The sequence below is a fragment of the Thalassococcus sp. S3 genome, assembly GCF_004216475.1.
In the GTDB taxonomy this organism is placed as follows: domain Bacteria; phylum Pseudomonadota; class Alphaproteobacteria; order Rhodobacterales; family Rhodobacteraceae.
The window spans coordinates 4,481,872-4,497,491 of record NZ_CP022303.1; the positions used below are offsets into that span (position 1 = coordinate 4,481,872).

Annotated in this window: 17 protein-coding genes; 16 read left to right on the top strand and 1 reads right to left on the bottom strand. The window is 62.4% G+C overall.

Annotated features, from left to right (window positions below; translation table 11 throughout):
• Positions 1-71 precede the first annotated feature (71 nt).
• From CFI11_RS22020 to CFI11_RS22085, 15 genes are all read left to right on the top strand, one after another.
• Entirely contained in the window at positions 72-1,124 is a 1,053-nt protein-coding gene (locus CFI11_RS22020; RefSeq protein ID WP_130409636.1) for an ABC transporter ATP-binding protein, read from the top strand.
• Positions 1,125-1,187: 63 nt separating this feature from the next.
• Positions 1,188-2,420: an ABC transporter substrate-binding protein gene (locus CFI11_RS22025; protein ID WP_130409637.1), complete on the top strand. Its 1,233-nt coding sequence runs from the start codon at positions 1,188-1,190 to the stop codon at positions 2,418-2,420.
• A gap of 48 nt (positions 2,421-2,468) precedes the next feature.
• The gene (locus tag CFI11_RS22030; RefSeq protein WP_130409638.1) at positions 2,469-3,494 is read left to right on the top strand and encodes a carbohydrate ABC transporter permease; all 1,026 of its coding nucleotides are present in this window, start codon (positions 2,469-2,471) and stop codon (positions 3,492-3,494) included.
• 4 nt (positions 3,495-3,498) lie between these two features.
• Positions 3,499-4,380 (top strand): carbohydrate ABC transporter permease, encoded by an 882-nt coding sequence (locus CFI11_RS22035; RefSeq protein ID WP_165390364.1) that lies wholly within the window; start codon positions 3,499-3,501, stop codon positions 4,378-4,380.
• Positions 4,377-4,910 carry an ester cyclase gene (locus CFI11_RS22040; protein ID WP_130409639.1) on the top strand — a complete coding sequence of 178 codons (534 nt, stop codon included), beginning with the start codon at positions 4,377-4,379 and terminating at the stop codon, positions 4,908-4,910. Before CFI11_RS22035 ends, CFI11_RS22040 begins: the two co-directional genes overlap by 4 nt.
• The gene (locus CFI11_RS22045) at positions 4,907-5,629 is read left to right on the top strand and encodes a bifunctional 2-polyprenyl-6-hydroxyphenol methylase/3-demethylubiquinol 3-O-methyltransferase UbiG (RefSeq protein ID WP_130409640.1); all 723 of its coding nucleotides are present in this window, start codon (positions 4,907-4,909) and stop codon (positions 5,627-5,629) included. The genes CFI11_RS22040 and CFI11_RS22045 overlap by 4 nt, the downstream gene beginning before the upstream one ends.
• 10 nt (positions 5,630-5,639) lie before the next feature.
• A complete protein-coding gene (gene hisD, locus CFI11_RS22050) occupies positions 5,640-6,968 on the top strand; it encodes a histidinol dehydrogenase (RefSeq protein ID WP_130409641.1) in 1,329 nt (442 codons plus the stop codon).
• Complete coding sequence (locus tag CFI11_RS22055) at positions 6,965-7,723, top strand: SDR family NAD(P)-dependent oxidoreductase (protein WP_130409642.1); 759 nt, start codon at positions 6,965-6,967, stop codon at positions 7,721-7,723. The genes hisD and CFI11_RS22055 overlap by 4 nt, the downstream gene beginning before the upstream one ends.
• Positions 7,723-8,742 carry a LacI family DNA-binding transcriptional regulator gene (locus tag CFI11_RS22060; RefSeq protein WP_130409643.1) on the top strand — a complete coding sequence of 340 codons (1,020 nt, stop codon included), beginning with the start codon at positions 7,723-7,725 and terminating at the stop codon, positions 8,740-8,742. Before CFI11_RS22055 ends, CFI11_RS22060 begins: the two co-directional genes overlap by 1 nt.
• On the top strand, positions 8,739-9,713 hold the full coding sequence (locus tag CFI11_RS22065) for an ester cyclase (protein WP_130409644.1): 975 nt from the start codon (positions 8,739-8,741) through the stop codon (positions 9,711-9,713). Before CFI11_RS22060 ends, CFI11_RS22065 begins: the two co-directional genes overlap by 4 nt.
• Position 9,714: 1 nt before the next feature.
• A complete protein-coding gene (locus CFI11_RS24430; protein WP_165390365.1) occupies positions 9,715-9,855 on the top strand; it encodes a hypothetical protein in 141 nt (46 codons plus the stop codon).
• A complete protein-coding gene (locus CFI11_RS22070) occupies positions 9,852-10,802 on the top strand; it encodes a cupin domain-containing protein (RefSeq protein ID WP_130409645.1) in 951 nt (316 codons plus the stop codon). Before CFI11_RS24430 ends, CFI11_RS22070 begins: the two co-directional genes overlap by 4 nt.
• On the top strand, positions 10,790-11,410 hold the full coding sequence (locus CFI11_RS22075; RefSeq protein WP_130409646.1) for a class I SAM-dependent methyltransferase: 621 nt from the start codon (positions 10,790-10,792) through the stop codon (positions 11,408-11,410). Before CFI11_RS22070 ends, CFI11_RS22075 begins: the two co-directional genes overlap by 13 nt.
• Before the next feature lies 1 nt (position 11,411).
• Complete coding sequence (locus tag CFI11_RS22080) at positions 11,412-12,542, top strand: cobalamin-independent methionine synthase II family protein (RefSeq protein WP_130409647.1); 1,131 nt, start codon at positions 11,412-11,414, stop codon at positions 12,540-12,542.
• Positions 12,539-13,234, top strand: coding sequence for an RraA family protein (locus CFI11_RS22085; protein ID WP_130409648.1), 696 nt, complete (start codon positions 12,539-12,541; stop codon positions 13,232-13,234). The genes CFI11_RS22080 and CFI11_RS22085 overlap by 4 nt, the downstream gene beginning before the upstream one ends.
• A gap of 16 nt (positions 13,235-13,250) precedes the next feature.
• Here the strand turns inward: CFI11_RS22085 and CFI11_RS22090 are convergent, their stop codons facing one another.
• Positions 13,251-14,579, bottom strand: coding sequence for an aspartate aminotransferase family protein (locus tag CFI11_RS22090; RefSeq protein ID WP_130409649.1), 1,329 nt, complete (start codon positions 14,577-14,579; stop codon positions 13,251-13,253).
• A 150-nt stretch (positions 14,580-14,729) separates the two neighbouring features.
• Between CFI11_RS22090 and CFI11_RS22095 the strand changes: the two genes are divergently transcribed.
• The gene (locus CFI11_RS22095; protein ID WP_130409650.1) at positions 14,730-15,611 is read left to right on the top strand and encodes a MurR/RpiR family transcriptional regulator; all 882 of its coding nucleotides are present in this window, start codon (positions 14,730-14,732) and stop codon (positions 15,609-15,611) included.
• Positions 15,612-15,620: the final 9 nt, after the last annotated feature.

Below are 15,620 nucleotides of genomic sequence, written 5' to 3' on the forward strand. Positions count from 1 at the left end.
TTGTCAGATGCATCTTCGCAGGTCTAGCCTAATTGCAAGCGTATGCAAAAACGATTCCGCCGGGGGGAGACATGGCCGAAATCCAGTTGCGCAACGTCGGCAAGCGTTGGGGCTCCTTCGTTGGTGTCAAGAATTTCGACCTGACCATCGCCGACCGCGAATTCCTCGTCCTTCTTGGCCCGTCAGGCTGCGGCAAGACCACCACAATGCGCATGATCGCAGGGCTTGAGGATGTCACGGACGGGGAGATCCTGGTCGACGGCAAGGTCATCAATGATCTTGAGCCGAAGGATCGTGATGTCGCAATGGTCTTCCAGTCCTACGCGCTTTACCCCAACATGAACGTTTACGAGAACATCCGCTTCCCGCTCAAGGTCCGCGGCATCGACCCTTCGACCCATGACGCCAAGGTCCGCCGCGCCTCAGCCATGGTGGAGCTTGACGACTTCCTCCACCGCAAACCGGCGGAGCTGTCGGGCGGCCAGCGCCAGCGTGTGGCTCTGGCCCGTGCGATCGTGCGTGAACCCAACGTGTTCCTGATGGACGAGCCGCTGTCGAACCTTGATGCGAAACTCCGTGTCTCAACCCGCGCGCAAATCAAGAACCTGAGCCACGAACTCGCCGTAACCACGATTTACGTCACCCATGATCAGATCGAGGCGATGACGCTGGCCGACCGCGTGGTGGTCATGAAACAGGGCGTCGTCCAGCAGGTTGGCAGCCCGACCGAGATCTACGACACACCCGCCAACACCTTTGTCGCCAGCTTCATCGGCAGCCCTGCCATGAACCTGATAGAAGGGACGGTCGAAGGCGGCACATTCCGCGCTGAACGGACCGAGATTGCACGTCTGCATGCTCCCGACGGCCCCATGACGCTGGGCTTCCGAGCCGAGGATGCCACGCTTGCTGCCGAAGGCGGGGGCCAGATCAACACCGAAATCTACACGATGGAACTCTTGGGCGACGCCACCATGATCTCTGTCCGGATCGGTGGCGCTCTGGTCTCCGTCAAAGCCGACAAATCCTACCGCGCCGAAATCGGGGAACGCGTGTCTCTCTCGGTGCCACCTCAGATCTGCCACCTGTTCGAAGCTGGGACAGGGGCAAGAATAGGGGCCTGAGCCCCGCATAACCAAAGGGGTGCGATCTTCGAAGGCGCACCGCTCCAAAACAGGGAGGCATTCATGTTCCTCAAGAAAATCGCACTGGCCGGGGGCCTGACCCTCGCCGCATCGGGCGCATCTGCCGCCTGTGACATCTCCGACGGGCGCGTCAGCATCGTCGGCAACGAATTTCCCGCGATCCACACGGTGGCCAAGGGGGCGCAGGCCTGCTCCGGCGGGGTCGAGGTCAGAGCGAACCTGACCGCTGATCACCAGAAGATCAACGTGGCCGGCATGACAGGCAATCCGGCGGAATATACCTCTGCCATCATCGCCAACTCCTCCATCGTGGCGCTCATCAACGAGGACGTCATTCGCCCGCTCGATGATCTGGTCGCAGCCCACGGGCAGGATATCCAGCCCAGCCAGCTGATCACCGTAGATGGCAAGATCATGGCCGTGGCGTTCATGGCCAATGCCCAGCATCTGGTTTACCGCGCCGACGTGCTGGAAGAGATCGGGGTGGAGCCGCCCAAGACCTACGAAGACATGCTTGCGGCGGCAGAGGTGATCCGCAGCAAGGGCATCATGCAAAACCCGATCGGCGGCGCCTACAAGGCCGGCTGGAACCTCGCCCAGGAATTCAACAACATGTTCATCGGCTATGGCGGGGAATTCTTCAAGCCGGGCACTGCCGAGGTCAGCATCAACAACGAAAAGGGCGTCGCGGCCCTTGAGATGATGAAATCGCTGTCGGAATACATGAACCCCGACTTCCTGACCCACGATTCCAACGCCACCAACGCCGAATTCCGCGCGGGCAACGTGGCGCTGATGAACATGTGGGGCAGCCGTGCCGCCACGATCCCGGACGCCGATGGCGTCTCGCAGGAGGTCAAGGATCATATGGAGATCGCCGGCCCGATGACCGTTGGTGGTGGCAGCGTGCCCGCGACCACGCTCTGGTGGGATGGCTGGACCGTGGCCAAGAACATCTCGGACGCCGATGCCGAAGCGACCTTCAAGGCGATGAAAGCAGGCATCGACCCCTCTATCGTCACGGATGAGACGCGGTCTCAGGCCGTATGGCTGATCGAAGGATACGAACCGACGGCGGCAGCCCAAGGTGTTTTTGCAGCCCTTGAGATGGGCTCGGTCCCTTATCCGATGCTGCCCTATCAGGGCTTGCTGCATTCCGCGCTCGGCGCGGAGCTGTCTGACTTCATGCAGGGCCGGGAAAGCGCTGAAGATGCGCTCGCCGATGTGGAGGCCGCCTATACCGCTGCCGCCCGCGAGAAAGGCTTCCTGCAGTAAGCAGACCGGAGAGGGGATTGCCCCCTCTCCACCCCCGGGGGACACGCGATGAAACACAAGACCTTCTTCTGGTTCTTCCTGCCGACGGCCACCGCGATGTTCCTGTTCATCGCGCTGCCCATCGCGTCGGTTGTGATCCAATCGCTCTTTACCCCGCACGATCAGGTACTGATCACCGTTGAAAACTGCGGCCCGTTCGGCTGCCGGGAGCAGGTCACCGTCGATACCGCGGCAACCGAAGCCCTGAGAAAAGCGCAGCCGCTGGGCCAATGGGCAGGCCTTTCGGTCTATCTTGACCGTGGTCATCTGGCGGTGAACGAGGTTGCCGCCGCATGGGCTGGCACCGACACGATGGGTCAGTTCATGGGCCGCATCCAGAACCTGCCCTTCTACCGCGCGCTGTCGTTCACGCTGACCTATACGTTCGTGGCGACCCCGCTCCTGATTATCCTGGGCCTAATGATCGCGCTTGCGGTCAACTCCCTGCATCGTCACCTCAAGGGGTTGGCGATCTTCTTCTCTTTGCTGCCCATGATCGTGACCCCGCTCATCGGGTCGCTCATCCTCTTCTGGATGATCGACAGCCGCGGCATCCTCGGATCCGGCCTGCAATGGCTGATGAACGATCCCAACCTCTCGCTCAAGGCCGCCACCGGTCTCACCTGGATCATGCTGATCGTCTATGGCGTCTGGAGTTCCGCGCCATTCGCCTTCGTGGTGTTCTATGCCGGCCTTCAGACCCTGCCCAAGGACACGCTGGAATCCGCGATGATCGACGGCGCCACCCGCTGGCAACAGGTCCGCTACGTGATCGTGCCCCATCTGATGCCTCTAGTGACCTTCGTCGCACTAATCCAGCTTATGGACAATTTCCGCGTCTTCGAGCCTATCGTAGGTTTCAACGCCGAGGCGCATGCCACATCGCTCAGTTGGATCATCTTCAACGATCTGGGGGGCGAGACGCGGCTTTTGTCCTCCGCCGCCGCAACCTCTGTGCTCACGATCATCGGCGTTGCGATCCTGCTTTCGCCCGTCCTGGTGCGCACGTGGCGCGACTTCAACGGAAAGGCATAAGATCATGTCCTCCAAAGCCATGAAACAGCCCGCCGCCCTGCGCGCCTTCACCTCGGCCTTCATCGTGATCTGGCTGATCCTGGCCGCATTCCCGTTCCTCTGGACCCTCTGGGGATCCTTCAAGGTCGAGCTTGATTTCTTCTCTCTCGCCAACTGGACCAACGCACTGACCGGCGCCCGCACCATTGCGGAGACTGGCGATGCCTTCACCGGGCGCGGCTATCAGGGCGCCTGGGTGCAAGAGGAGTTCTGGCGCGCCGGCCTCAACACCATGATCGTCTGTTTCTTCGTGGTGTTAACCTCACTGACCATCGGCACGCTCGGTGGCTATGCCCTCTCCCGCTCCGGCTATAAGTACACGTTCTGGCTCCTGATCATCGCGCTCATCTTCCGCGCCATGCCTCCGATCACGCTGGTCTCGGGCTATCTGCTGCCGTTCTTCGAGCTGAACCTCTGGGGTATCCTGCCCACTACGATCATCGTGCTCGTGGCCATTAACCAGCCCTTCACCCTCTGGATGCTGCATTCCTTCTTCCAGAAAATCCCCAAGGAGCTGGATGAAAGCGCCAAGGTCGATGGCTGCACCCAGTTCCAGGCGTTTCGTCATGTGATCATCCCCGTCATGTGGCCGGGTGTGATCACCACGGGCCTCTTCAGCTTCCTGCTCGCCTATAACGATTTCGCCGTCACCACGATGCTGCTCTCCAAGGAGAACCAGACCATGGTCCCCAAGATCGCCAGCTTCCTCGGTACCACCCAGACCGAAGGCAACGTGATGTTCGCCGTCGCCGCCGTGGTCTCGGCCACCGTACCGCTCTTCATCCTCGTGATGTTCTTCCAACGCCAGATTGTAAGCGGGTTGACCGCGGGAGCTGTCAAAGGATGAGCGGAAGCAGACCAGAACAAGCCGCCCTGTCGCGCGATACCGACATGTCCAAAACGGACGACACTCGCCGCGTGATCGAAGCGATGGTGGACGGTCTAAACGACCACCGCATCGACGATATCGGAGAGTTCTTCGCCGAAAGCTTTCGCTGGATGGGCAACCAGGGTTGCGGCACCAAGAACGGGCTACAGGAGTTCCAGGACAATTGGCAGCGCCCCTTCCAGGCCGCCTTCTCCGACAAGGTCGCCATCGACGAGGCGCGCCTTTACATGGGAGAATGGGCTGCCAGCTTTGGCCGGCAGGAGGCCACCCATTCGGGTGAGTTCATGGGCATTCCCGCCACCGGCAAACGCATCGAAATCCGCTACATGGATTTCTGGAAAGTCGTCGATGGCAAGATCGTCGACAATTGGGTGAACGTCGATTTCGCCCATGTCGCCGCCCAGCTTGGCGTTGACGTCTTCAACGGCGAAGGCTGGGAAGCCTATGACCGGGGCGAGCGCACACCGCCCCGGCCCGAAGACCGATGACCGGCCTCGGCTGGGATCACTCGGCGCCCGGCTGGCTGGCGCATATGGGAGAGGGTGGCGACCCCACGCGCCTGCATATCTTCGACGCCCCCATGCTGGACGCACTCCCCGAAACGGGTCGCGCCCTCGACATCGGTTGTGGCGAGGGCCGCTTCTGCCGCATGATGCGGGCCCGTGGCCTTGACCCCGTGGGCCTCGACCCGACCCAAAAGCTGCTGGAGGCCGCCCGCCAGAAAGACCCCGAGAGCACCTATGTCGAGGGCCGGGCAGAGGCGCTGCCCTTTGAGGATGCGACATTCGACGTCGCCGTCTTTTATTTCTCCCTCATCGACATCCCCGACATGCGCGCCGCCATTGCCGAAGCCGCCCGTATCCTGCGACCCGGAGGTCGGGTCCTGATCGCCAACCTGCATTCCTTCGTCACCGCCAGCCCACCTTCCCGCGCGGATGAAAAAAGCCTCTGGATCGAGAAAGACGGTCAGCGCCTCTACATGGGCATCGACGAGATGATGACCGAGCGCGATGTGGTGTTCGCATGGGGCGACATCCGTATCGTCAACCATCACCGCCCCCTCTCCGCCTACATGACGGCACTCCTGAATGCGGGCCTCACGCTGCGCCAGTTCACCGATCCGCCCTATACCGGGCCGGACCCCGACTTCCGACGCAATTTCAACCGTATGCCCTGGGCCTTTCAGATGGTCTGGGACAAGACCTGAGGAAAGAGTTATGGCCACCCAATACCTCAAACGCGGCAAGCCCGAAGCTGACCGCGCCAAAGACGACGCCAAGACCCGCGCCGTGGTCGAGGCGACGCTGAAAGACATCGAGACCCGCGGTGACGCTGCCGTGCGAGAGCTAAGCGAGAAATTCGACAACTACACACCCGCCTCCTTCCGCCTCACCCAGTCCGAGATCGACGCACTGATCGCCCAGCTTTCGGACCGGGAGCTTGCCGACATCAGATTCGCGCAAGAGCAGGTCCGCACCTTCGCCCAGGCCCAGCGCGACAGCATGCTGGATATCGAGGTCGAGACGCTGCCCGGTGTGATCCTCGGCCACAAGAACATCCCCGTGCAATCCGTGGGCTGCTACGTGCCTGGCGGCAAGTTCCCCATGGTTGCCTCCGCTCACATGTCCGTGGCCACTGCTAGCGTCGCAGGTGTGCCGCGCATTATCGCCTGCACGCCGCCCTTCCAGGGCAAACCCAATCCCGGCGTGATCGCCGCGATGCATCTGGGCGGCGCGCATGAGATCTATGTCATGGGCGGCATCCAGGCCATCGGCGCAATGGCCCTTGGCACCGAAACGATCGAGCCTGTCCACATGCTCGTCGGCCCCGGCAACGCTTTCGTGGCCGAGGCCAAGCGTCAATTGTTCGGACGCGTCGGCATCGACCTCTTCGCAGGTCCCACCGAAACCATGGTGATTGCTGACGACACCGTTGATGCCGAGCTTTGTGCCACCGACCTGCTGGGCCAGGCCGAACACGGCTACAACTCCCCTGCCGTCCTGCTGACCAATTCCCGCAAGCTGGCCGAGGAGACACTGACCGAGATCGACCGCCTCCTGAAAATCCTGCCCACGGCCGACACCGCCTCGGTCAGTTGGGCGGAATATGGCGAGGTCATCCTCTGCGACACCTATGACGAGATGCTCGCCGTCGCCGATGACATCGCTTCCGAACATGTGCAGGTCATGACTGACCGCGACGACTGGTTCCTGGAACATATGACCTGCTACGGGGCCCTCTTCCTCGGCCCTCGCACCAATGTGTCGAACGGCGACAAGGTGATCGGCACCAACCACACGCTGCCCACCAAGAAGGCCGGGCGCTATACCGGTGGTCTTTGGGTCGGCAAGTTCCTCAAGACCCATTCCTACCAGAAGGTGCTCACGGATGAGGCCGCAACGCTGATCGGCGAATATGGCTCCCGCCTCTGCATGCTCGAAGGCTTCGTCGGCCATGCCGAGCAATGCAATGTCCGCGTCCGGCGCTATGGCGGCATTAACGTGCCCTACGGCGAAGGCGCCCCCTATCGCGAGGCAGCCGAGTGACCCTGCCCCGCACGCCTTCCTTCGACCTCACCGGCAAGACCGCCCTCGTCACCGGCGCATCTTCGGGCATCGGCCAGGGCTGCGCCGTGGCTCTGGCTGAGGCGGGTGCCCATGTCATCTGCGTCGCGCGGGGGGCTGAGCGGCTGGAAGAAACCGTTCAGGCCATGCAAGCCGAAGGCTGGTCCGCCGAGGCGCAGATCCTCGACATGGCTGACCTAGACGCGCTGCGCCCGGTGATGGAGCAGCCCTTCGACGTGGTGGTGAACTCCGCCGGCCTTGCCCGTCACAGCCCGGCCATCGACACGACACCCGAGGACTATGACACCGTGATGGGCCTCAACCTGCGGGCAACCTATTTCCTGTCCGCCTATGCCGGTAAGGCCATGATGGCGGCGGGCAAGCGCGGCTCGATCATGCACATCTCGTCGCAGATGGGCCATGTCGGCGGTATAGACCGCGCCGTCTATTGCGCCTCCAAACACGGGCTGGAGGGGATGGTGAAGGCCATGGCCATCGAGTGGGGCAAGGCGGGCATCCGCATCAACACGATCTGTCCCACCTTCATCCGCACACCGCTCACTCAGGTTACCTTCGACAACCCCGAGCGCGCCGCCTGGGTGATGGAGAAGATCAAGCTCGACCGCGTGGGCGAAGTCTCCGACATCATGGGCGCCGTCCTCTACCTCGCCTCCGACGCCTCCGCCATGGTCACCGGCACCTCGATGCTGATCGATGGCGGCTGGACGGCGGATTGATGGGCGCGCGGGTGACATCGCTGCAGGTGGCCGAACGCGCGGGCGTTAGCCAATCCGCTGTCAGCCGCGTGTTCACCCCGGGTGCGTCGGTCTCAGCCAAGACCGCCGAAAAGGTCCGCAAGGCCGCGTTAGAGCTTGGCTATCGCCCCAACGTCCTTGCCCGCGCGATGGTGTCGGGTAAAAGCCGTATCATCGGCCTCGTCGTGGCCTATCTCGAAAACCAGTTCTACCCCGAGGCTATCGAGAAACTGTCGAAGGCGCTTCAGGAACACGGGTACCATGTTCTTGTCTTCATGGCCTCTAACAATGACGAGGCCACCCAACATGTCATCGACGAATTGCTCGACTACCAGGTCGACGGCATCATCACAGCCTCCGTCGGCATGTCCAACACGCTCACCGCCCGTTGCGAGGCGGCGGGCATCCCCATTGTGCTCTTCAACCGCCAGCAGGATGACGAACGCCTCTCCGGCGTCAGCTCCGACAATGTAGCGGGCGGACGCAAGCTGGCCGAATTTCTCGTGGCCGGCGGCCACCAGCGCATCGCCCATATCGCGGGGTGGGAGGGTGCCTCTACCCAGCGCGACCGCGAGGCAGGCTTCCTCTCCGGCCTTGCCGATGTGGGTCGCACACTACATGCCCGCGCCTGTGGCAACTTCCACTACGATCAGGCCTGCGCTGCCGCCCGCGCGCTGTTCGATAAGGCGGATCGCCCGGACGCCGTTTTCGTCGCCAATGACCACATGGCCTTCGCCGTGATGGATGTGCTGCGCCATGAACTGGGCCTGCGCGTTCCCCAGGATGTCTCGGTCGTCGGCTATGATGACGTCTCGCTCGCCTCTTGGCCCAGCTATGCGCTCACCACCGTGCGGCAGCCTGCCAACCGGATGGTGGAGGAAACGGTGCAGACCCTCCTCACCCTCATCGACACGCCCGGCACCCCGCCGCGCCGCGTGGCCATTGACGGCCCGCTGATCGTCCGCAACTCCGCCCGCATTCCCCAAGGATGGCCCTCATGAAAGGCTTCGAGCCGAAATTCGCCGACTTCCCCGATTACATCCTCGGCATCACCAAAGAGATCTGGGAAGATCGCGGCATCGCGACCCTGCGCGACTATTACAGCCCCGACATCATCGTCCGCTCCCCCGCCTCTGTCGTGACCGGCAATGAGGGAGTGATCGCGGCCACCATGGCCACGCTGGCCGAATTCCCCGACCGCACACTGCTAGGCGAAGACGTCATCTGGTCCGGCACGGCTGAGGACGGCATGCTGTCGTCGCACCGCATCCTGTCCACCGCGACCCATATGCGCGATGGCGTCTACGGCAAGGCGACGGGGACCAAGCTGCGTTACCGGATCATCGCCGACTGCCATGCGATCAACAACCAGATCAACGACGAATGGCTGATCCGCGATCAGGGCGCCATCGTTCGCCAAATGGGCTGGGAGCCAAAGGAGTACGCCGCCCAGATGATCGCCAGCGAAGGCGGACCAGATACCTACACCAAGCCCCTCGGCCCCGCCACCGACATCCCCGGCCCCTACAAGGGCAAGGGCAACGACAACGACTGGGGCGCGCAATACGCCGACACGCTCACCCGCATCATGGGCGCCGACATGGCCGTTATCACCAGCAGCTATGACCGCGCCGTTCAAACCGAATATCCCGGCGGCGTCACCGGTCATTCCTTCGCCTCCGCCGATGGCTTCTGGATGGGGCTCCGCGCAGCCTTCCCCAGCGCCACCTTCCGGATCGACCACCAGATCGGTCGCGATGACCCGCTGATGCCGCCCCGTGCCGCCATCCGGTGGAGCCTGACCGGCAAGCACGACGGCTGGGGCGCATTCGGCCAACCCACCGGAGCGGACATCTACGTCCTCGGCATCTCCCATGCCGAATTCGGGCCCCGCGGCATCCGTCGCGAATGGACGCTCTTCGACGAAACCGCGATCTGGAAACAGATCCTCATGCACAGCGGCGCAGTCTGACATGCCCGACCCCGGAGAGGCCCTCACCCGCTACCACGCCCACCGCGCCAGCCTGCGTGCGCGCCGCCTGAACCTGCGCCCGCCGGGAGAGGAGGGAACCGCACCCTCCCCCTTCCAACAAGCACAGGATCCAACATCATGACCCCCTCTATCGTCCGCTACGGCGAACTCAAGCCCTGCAAAACCGCCTTCATCGACGCGCACACACCCGGCTCCGATCAAAAGGAGAACTTTACGATCATCGGCGGCGGCGTCTCCGAAAGCCCCGACCAGCATGTCCACATCACCGACACGCCCGGCTTCAACATCGGCGCGGCTGGCCAGCCGCCCAAATGCCGCAACTCGCTGCATTCCCACACCACAGCCGAGGTTTTCTTTGTGCTCAAAGGCCGCTGGCGCTTCTTCTGGGGCCGCTGGGGCGACGCGGGAGAGGTCGTGCTGGAGGAAGGCGATATCTTCAACATCCCAACCGGCATCTTCCGGGGTTTCGAAAACATCGGCACCGATTACGGGATGATCATGGCCATCCTCGGCGGGGACGATGCCGGCGGCGGCGTGACCTGGGCGCCTCAAGTCATCGAGGATGCGCAGGCCCACGGCCTGGTCCTCGGCGCAAACGGCACCCTCTACGACACCGAGAAAGGGGAAACCCTCCCCGACGGCGTGACCCCAATGCCGCTCCTCACCGAGGAGGAGTTGAAAGCCTACCCCGAACCCTCCGCCATGCAGGTCATCGGCGGATCGGTCCGCCGCTATTGGGACATGGTCGCGCTCGCCAACGAAAAGCCGGTCAAGGTCATCGGCGAGCGTGGCATCATCCGCGACAAGCCCGGGTTCGAGGTGGATTTCCTCACCCGCGCCAGCGCGCCCGAAGCGATGCACCGACATGACCGCGCGTCCGTCCTGATGCCCGTGCGGGGCCACTGGCACCTCACATGGAGCGGCGGCAACGATATCCTGGCACCGGGTGACACCGCGCTGGTTCCTGCTGGTCTCGACCACATGGCCACCCCGTCGATGTCCGGAGAGGCCGCACTCTACCACATCGTCGGTACTGACGATCCGGCCGGTCCCACATGGCAGGGATAGACGCCTCCCCCGACGACACGCGAGGCGTTTATGAACGGCAGGCGGCGGCGTATGACGCCGGCCGCTCTCGTGCGCTGTTCGAAGCGCGCTGGCTCGCGCGCTTCACCGCCTGCTTGCCAACCGGTGCACATGTGCTCGACCTCGGCTGCGGCGCGGGCGAACCAATCGCACGCTGGTTCATCGCTGAAGGCTTCGGTGTCACCGGAGTGGATTTCGCCGAACCGATGCTGGAGATCGCCCGCGTAAGATGGCCTGACGGCGACTGGCGGCAGGCCGATATGCGCAGCCTCGATCTTGGCGAAACCTTCGACGGAATTGTCGCCTGGAACAGCTTCTTTCACCTCACACAGGATGAGCAGCGCATCTGCATGTCCCACATGGCCCGCCATCTGAAACCCGGAGGCTCACTGTTGATCACGGTCGGCCCAAAGGCGGGCGAAGCCGCAGGGACCGTCGCGGGCGAGCCAATCTATCATGCCTCCCTCTCCCCCGCAGGATATGCCACCTGCCTTGAAGAGAACGGCCTGCGACTGACCGGTTTTCTTGCTGAGGATCCCGAAACCAACCGCCACAGCGTGCTCATGGCCCGCAAGGACGAGGACATATGACATGACCATTCTCACCACCCATGTTGGCTCTCTCCCGCGCACGCGGGAGGTTGTCGACTTCATCTTTGCCCGTGAAAACGGCACGCCCTACGACACGGTCGCCTTCGACGATGCCATGACCCGCGCCGTCTCTGACACTGTCCGCAAGCAGGTTGAGGCCGGTATCGACATTGTCAGCGATGGCGAGACGTCCAAGATCAGCTACGCCACCTACGTCAAGGACCGCTACACGGGTTTCTCCGGCGACAGCCCTCGCAACGCGCCCGCTGATCTGAAGATGTTCCCCTCCTTCCTGCAGCGCCTCGCCAATGACGGCGGCACGCCCAAATACGCGCGCCCCATGTGCACCGGGGACGTGCGCTCCAAAGGGCAAGGCGAATTGCAGAAGGATATCGACAACCTCAAATCCGCCATGTCCGCCCATGGTGCTGCGCGCGGTTTCATGAACGCGGCCTCTCCGGGCGTTATCTCCCTTTTCCTGCAGAACGACCATTACAAGACGCGCGACGCCTACCTCGCCGCCCTTGCCGACGCGATGCGGGAGGAGTACGAGACCATCGTCGCCGCCGGTCTCGACCTGCAGCTTGACTGCCCCGATCTGGCCCTGTCGCGCCATATGCTGTTTAACGACCTTTCGGATGCCGAATTCCTGAAAATCGCCGCATCCCATGTCGAAGCTTTGAATCACGCCTTGCAGAACGTCCCCCAGGACCGTGTCCGCGTCCACATCTGCTGGGGGAATTACGAAGGGCCACATTGCTGCGACATCCCGATGGACACCGTGTTCTCGACCCTGATGTCTACCAAATCGCGATACGTCCTCTTTGAGACGTCGAACCCCCGCCATGCCCATGAATGGACCGTCTTCCGAGACCGCAAGGCCGAAATCCCTGACGACAAAATACTCGTCCCCGGTGTCGTGGACACCACCACGAATTTCATCGAACACCCGGAACTCGTCGCCCAGCGCATCACCCGTTTCACTGACATCGTCGGTTCCGACCGCGTGATCGCCGGCAGCGATTGCGGCTTTGGCACCTTCGCCGGCTTCGGCGCCATCGACCCCGACATCGCCTACGCGAAGCTCAAAAGCCTCGCAGACGGCGCCGCGTTGGTCGGAGAACCGGCATGACCCCCGCGCTGCTGGAACTCCTGCGCCGTGTTGACACGCCGACCGTCTGCAACGCCATCGAAGTGGCGCAGGGCAAACGCGGCTTTGACGCGTTCACGCGCGGCACCATGCTTTGCTCCGCTCCGGAGGAGCCTGCCTTGGTGGGCTATGCAAGCACCGCCAAGATCGCCGCGGTGGCCCCGTCGACCGAGCCGCCGGAGGTGATCAAGGCGCGCCGCATGGACTATTACCGCGCGATGGCCGAGGCGCCCAAGCCGTCGGTCGCTGTTATCGAAGACACCGACTTTCCCCATTGCATCGGCGCCTATTGGGGCGAGATCAATACGACCGTGCACAAGGGCTTTGGCCTCTCCGGTGCGCTGACCAACGGCGTCATGCGGGATCTGGGCGATTTGCCATCAGGCTTTCCGGTCATCGCAGGCTCCATCGGCCCCAGCCACGGCTTTGTCCACGTGCAGGAGATCGGAACGCCGGTCAGCATCTTCGGCCTGATGATCGCGCCCGGAGACCTGATCCATGCCGACCGTCACGGAGCCCTTGTCGTACCCACCGACGTGATCCCGCAGCTTGAAGCCGCCATCACGGGCTTGCTGGCCACGGAACGGCTTGTCCTCGACCCCGCCCGCGCGCCCGACTTTGACTTCGCCCGGTTCGAGGAGGCATGGGCCGCCTTCGAAAAGGCACGCACCTGAACGCGCCAGCCGGAAATCAGGACACCGGCAAAACGTCTGCCAGCGCGGTCTCCAGCTTCTCGACCAGTTCCACGATCTGCGTGTCCTCTATGACGAAAGGCGGCGCGAGGAGCACATGATCGCCTCTGCGGCCATCGCGCGTCCCTTGCATTGGATAGCAGATAAGACCCGCGTTGAAGGCTGCCTTCTTCAGACGTCCCGCGATGTTCAGTTCGGGGTCGAACGGTGCTTTTGTGGACCGGTCCGCCACAAACTCCAGCCCCAGAAACAGCCCGCGCCCGCGGATGTCGCCAATATGGGGGTGCTGACCAAATCGATTTTCGAGCGCATGGGTTAACGCCTCTCCTTTCGCTTGAACACGCGCGATCAGATCGCGGTCAAGCAGCGCCCTGAGAACCGCGAGGCCCGCAGCGCAGGCAACCGGGTGACCAACATAAGTGTGCCCATGCTGGAAGAAACCTGACCCATCGCGCACGGTCCGGTAGATGTGATCGCTGCACAGCATCGCACCAATCGGCTGATATCCCGCGCCAAGGCCCTTCGCGATGCAAAGGATATCCGGCGCCACCCCATCCGCGTCGCACGCAAAAAGATGCCCGGTGCGCCCCATCCCGCACATCACCTCGTCAAGGATCAGCAGAACGCCGTAGCGCGAGCAGATCTCGCGCACGCGCCGAAAATACCCCTCTACTGCGGGAACGGCGCCGAGGGTGGCGCCCACCACAGGCTCTGCAATAAAGGCCATGACCTTGTCCGGGCCGAGGCGGAGGATCTCTTCCTCCAGTTCCTGCGCGGCACGTACCCCGTATACTTCCGGTGTCTCATGCTCCCCTCCCTCTGCGTAGGCGTAACAGGGTGCGATATGATGAACTTCGGTCAGCAGCGGCTCGAACGGGGCACGCCGCCACGCATTGCCGCCTGCCGCCAGCGCACCCAGCGTATTGCCGTGATAGCTTTGGCGTCTGGCGATCAGATGCGTGCGTTCGGGCGCGCCTCGCTCAAGGTGGTATTGCCGGGCCAGCTTGATCGCCGCCTCCACCGCTTCGGACCCGCCGGAAACGAAGTAAACCCGATCCAATGGCGCGGGGGCATGCCGGATCAGAAGCTCAGCCAGTTCTTCAGCCGGTTGGCTGGTAAAGAAACCGGTATGGGCAAAGGCGAGTTGGGCCGCCTGCTTTTGGATCGCCTCGATAATTTCCGGATCAGCATGTCCCAGGCAGGACACAGCCGCGCCGCCGGAGCCGTCCAGATAGCGTTTTCCCGCCTCATCGATCAGATAGCACCCCTCGGCCGCGACTGCGGTCACTGGCGGTGAAAGCGGCTGGCGCGGAAAGACGTGGCTCATGGCGGGACCCAAGGAAAAATGTGTAACGGCTGACCGAATGACCGCATCCTGCGCGTTCGGCCTTCCAATCACTCAGTCGAAAACGTTTGGGCCTGTCAAATCAGGGGGCGGAAAACGTATGTTATTCCCAAATCAACGTGCCGAATCGCCATGGACCCCACGCTCAAACCCCGTCTGCTTGCCACCCTGAAGGACGAGATTGCCCAAATGACCCCGCAACAGCGCGTGGCGGCAAGATACATCCTAGATCATCCGATGGAGTTCGGACTGAATTCGGTACGGGAGACAGCGCACCAGGCAGGGGTAAGCACCTACACCCTTGTTAAACTGGCAAATTACCTGGGCTTTTCGCGCTTCGAAGCACTTCGCGCTCCGTTTCGCCACGCCCTGCTGCAAAATGCGCAGAGCGGCTGGGTTCCCGCCTGGGTAGAGGCCAGCGATCACAAAGCCGAAGATCGGGAGGCTGGCGCCGAAGCGGCCCGAAATGCCTTATCCATCGTATCGCGTTCGTTAGAAAGTCAGGCGCCATCTGCGCTTTATGATGCAGTGGAAACGCTCTTTGGCGCCCGCATGGTCTATGTCACCGCCGTGCGCTCAACCTATGCGATGGCCTACTATCTTCACTATGTCGGTCGCATGGCCCTCCCTTCGCTACAACTGATCCCAAGACACCAGAACAGCGCAATCGACGATTTGAATGACGCAGAGCCAGGCGATGTGTTGATCGCCATCACCGTCACGCCCTACTCCCGAGAAACCATTGCAGCTTGCGAGTTTGCGCAGCAGAAAGGCCTAAAGTTACTGCTGATTTCAGATTCCGAGGTGATCTCCCCCCAATTGAGGCCGGAGCATGTTTTGACAGCCTCGATCCAAAGCACCCATCATTTCGGATGCTTCGCAGGCCTGACCGCCGTGATCGAAGTGCTTATCGCCCTTTTGATGAAGCGCGGCGGCGCAGAGGCATGGAGCCGAATCAAGACCTATGACGCCCTTCGGACCGACAACGACGCATATTGGACCTATCAAAAATAACATCAGTTT